3 protein-coding genes are annotated in these 3469 nt (G+C 75.1%); 2 read left to right on the top strand and 1 reads right to left on the bottom strand.

The features are described 5' to 3' along the window. Positions 1-1595 (bottom strand): DEAD/DEAH box helicase (locus GQS09_RS27605; RefSeq protein WP_313896379.1); only part of this gene is annotated, 1595 nt, incomplete at its 3' end. A gap of 442 nt (positions 1596-2037) precedes the next feature. Between GQS09_RS27605 and GQS09_RS27600 the strand changes: the two genes are divergently transcribed. Together GQS09_RS27600 and GQS09_RS27595 are read left to right on the top strand one after the other, a co-directional pair. Next, positions 2038-2826, top strand: coding sequence for a ferritin-like fold-containing protein (locus tag GQS09_RS27600; protein ID WP_165990250.1), 789 nt, complete (start codon positions 2038-2040; stop codon positions 2824-2826). Between the two features lie 175 nt (positions 2827-3001). Further along, on the top strand, positions 3002-3469 hold a 468-nt coding region (locus GQS09_RS27595; protein ID WP_165990249.1), incomplete at its 3' end, for a hypothetical protein.

The raw sequence follows: 3469 nt of genomic DNA, 5'->3' as shown, positions 1-3469 counted from the left end.
GAGTGGCGGGTGCGGCGCCGGCGGCGCGGCCTGCGCTGGGCCGGCACGTCCAGGACCGCGTCGGCGGCGGACGGCGTCTCGCCCGGCGCGTGGTCGCCGCTGCCGGTCTCCGCCGGGGCGGGGGCGGCGGTGGCGTCCGTGGGCACTCCGCCGCGGGTGCGGCGGCGCCGGCGGTTCCGGGTGCTGCCGGGCTCGTCGCCCGAGGCGGAACGGTCCCGGTCACGGCTCCGGTCACGGCCCCGGTCCCGTCCGCGGTCACGGTCGCCGCGGCGGCGGTCGCGCCCGCCGAGGTCCTCTTCCTCCTCGGCGTCCAGCCCGGCCCGGGTGCGCTCGGTGCGCGGCAGGGTGCCCTTGGTGCCCGGCGGGATGCCCAGCTCCTCGAAGAGGTGCGAGGAGGTGGAGTAGGTCTCCGGCGGCTCCGGGTGGCCGAGGTCCAGCGCCCGGTTGATCAGCTGCCAGCGGGGGATCTCGTCCCAGTCGACCAGAGTGACGGCGGTACCGCTGGCACCCGCCCGGCCGGTGCGGCCGATCCGGTGCAGGTAGGTCTTCTCGTCCTCGGGCGTCTGGTAGTTGATCACATGGGTGACGCCCTCCACGTCGATGCCGCGGGCCGCGACATCGGTGCAGACCAGGACGTCGATCTTGCCGTTGCGGAAGGCGCGCAGCGCCTGCTCCCGGGCGCCCTGGCCCAGGTCGCCGTGGACCGCGCCGACCGCGAAGCCGCGGCGGTCCAGCTCGTCCGCCAGATCGCCGGCGGTGCGCTTGGTACGGCAGAAGATCATGGCCAGCCCGCGGCCCTCGGCGCGCAGCACCCGGGCCACCAGCTCCTGCTTGTCCAGGGCGTGCGCCCGGTAGACGAACTGCCGGGTGTTGGCCACGGTCTGGCCCTCGCCGTCCGGCGAGGTGGCCCGGATGTGGGTGGGCCGGTTCATGTAGCGGCGGGCCAGCGAGATGACCTGGCCGGGCATGGTCGCCGAGAACAGCATGGTCTGGCGGCGGGCCGGCAGCAGCTGGATGATCTTCTCGACGTCCGGCAGGAAGCCGAGGTCGAGCATTTCGTCGGCCTCGTCCAGCACCAGGACCTTCACCTTCGACAGCCGCAGCTTCTTCTGCCCGGCGAGGTCCAGCAGCCGCCCGGGCGTGCCGACGACCACGTCGACGCCCTTGGTCAGGGCCTCGACCTGCGGCTCGTAGGCGCGGCCGCCGTAGATGGCGGTGACCCGGACGTTGCGCACCTTGCCGGCGGTGAGCAGGTCGTTGGTGACCTGGGTGCACAGCTCGCGGGTGGGGACGACGACCAGGGCCTGCGGTGCGTCGGGGAGATCCTCGGGCCTGGCCCGGCCCGCCTCCACATCGGCGGGCACGGTGACGGCGTCGAGCACCGGCAGGCCGAAGCCGAGGGTCTTGCCGGTGCCGGTCTTGGCCTGGCCGATGACGTCGCTGCCGGCCAGTGCCACCGGCAGGGTCATCTCCTGGATGGGGAAGGGTGTGGTGATGCCGACGGCCTCAAGGGCCTCGGCTGTCTCGGCGAGGATGCCGAGTTCGCGGAAAGTCGTCGCGGTCAGGGTGGTTGCCTCTTCTGTGTGACGCGGCACACGGCGGCGAGGCGGGTCGTTCGACCGAGCCGTCTTCAGCGGCCCAGGTGTCGGACCGTCCGGCGCGGGACCGGGTCGTCTCGCTCAAGCGCATGTGTCACGCGAGCGGGTTTCCTCACGCGAACCTGCTCGGCCCGCGGGGGGCGGTCACATCGGAACCAGCCGGGACACCGGCCGGTTGCAGCGGGCTCCGGGACCGCGTTCTGCCGGTCCCGAGTGGCTCCGCACAAGGTGATCGGCCCACCGCCGATTCGGCGGGCCTATACCACTGTACCCCGGAACAGGCATATGCGGCAGGGTCCGGTTCGCGCCCGGCGACGGCGGGCGGGCTATTGTGCGACCCGTGAGGCATGTCCCGTCCCGTGCCGCGCCGTGCCGGGCGGGGGTGCCGGGAGCCGGAACACGCTCGAAGAGCCCGCGACAGAAGCCGGAGTACGCACCCATGGAGACGCCCGAGCCGTCCGAGTCCCCGGAGTCCCCGGAGCCCGCGGGGACCGCCGAGCCCGCCGGGACCGCGGAGCCGCCGGCGACGCCGACCGGCATCGCCGCCCTGGACTGGGCCGCCGCCTCGGCCGATCCGCAGTACCGGGCGGCGGTGATCGACCTGCTGGGCGCACTGGCGTACGGGGAGCTCTCGGCGTTCGAGCGGCTGGCGGACGATGCCAAGCTGGCCCCGACGCTGACGGACAAGGCGGCGCTGGCCCGGATGGCCGCGGCGGAGTTCCACCACTTCGAGCAGATCACCGGGCGGCTGACCATGATCGACGCGGACCCGGCGGAGGCCATGGCGCCGTTCTCCGCGCCGCTGGACGAGTTCCATCGCATGACCGCGCCCTCGGACTGGCTGGAAGGGCTGGTCAAGGCGTATGTCGGCGACGCCATCGCGGCGGACTTCTACCGGGAGGTGGCGGTCCGGCTCGACGCGGACACCCGCTCGCTGGTGCTGCGGGTGCTGGACGACACCGGGCACGCCTCGTTCGCGGTGGACAAGGTGCGGGCGGCGATCGAGGCCGAGCCGCGGGTGGGCGGCCGGCTGGCGCTGTGGGCGCGGCGGCTGATGGGCGAGGCGCTGGCCCAGGCCCAGCGGGTGGTCGCGGACCGTGACGCGCTCTCCACCATGCTGGTCGGCGGCGTCGCCGACGGCTTCGACCTGGCGGAGATCGGCAAGATGTTCTCCCGGATCACCGAGGCCCACACCCGCCGCATGGCGGCGCTCGGCCTCGCCGCGTAGCGCGCCGCCCGCCCGGCTCACGGCTTCCCCGCCGCGCCCGGCAGCCGCGTCGCGGCACCGCCGCGGGCCCGCAGCCCGCTGCCCCCGGCCGCACGGGACAGGACCGGCCGCCCGGCGGCCCGGAAGCCGTCCGGGTGGTGGCGGGCGGGTGCGGGCGGGAATAGGGTCTGCGGCCATGGAGAGTTCTGCGGCCGGTCCGGAACTGCTGGACGCGGCGCTGATCGAGGAGGCCGCCAGGAAGTCCGCCCTGGTCTGGGTGCGCGGCCCGGAGGGAGCGGCACGGGCGCTGTGGCACGTCTGGCTGGACGGTGCCGTGTACCTGGTCGGCGACGGCGCCGGGGAGCAGCCGCTGGAGGGCCTCGGCCTGGCCGACGGCGGCACCGCCACGGTCACCGTGCGCAGCAAGGACAAGGGCGTCCGGCTGGTGGTCTGGCCCGCCCGGGTGACGGAGGCGGCGCCCGGCGGCGAGGAATGGCAGCGGGCCGCCGAGGAGCTGAAGGGCAAGCGGCTGAACGCGCCCGACGCCGAGCGGCTCCTGGAGCGCTGGGCCGCGCACTGCCGCGTGCTGCGGCTGGAACCGGCCGGCCCGGCCGTGCAGCGGCCGGGTGCCATGCCGGACGGCCCGGGCGCGGCCGCGCCGCTG

It is taken from the genome of Streptomyces sp. YIM 98790 (assembly GCF_011421595.1).
GTDB lineage: Bacteria > Actinomycetota > Actinomycetes > Streptomycetales > Streptomycetaceae > Streptomyces.
This window is presented reverse-complemented; position numbering and strand designations above follow the sequence as displayed.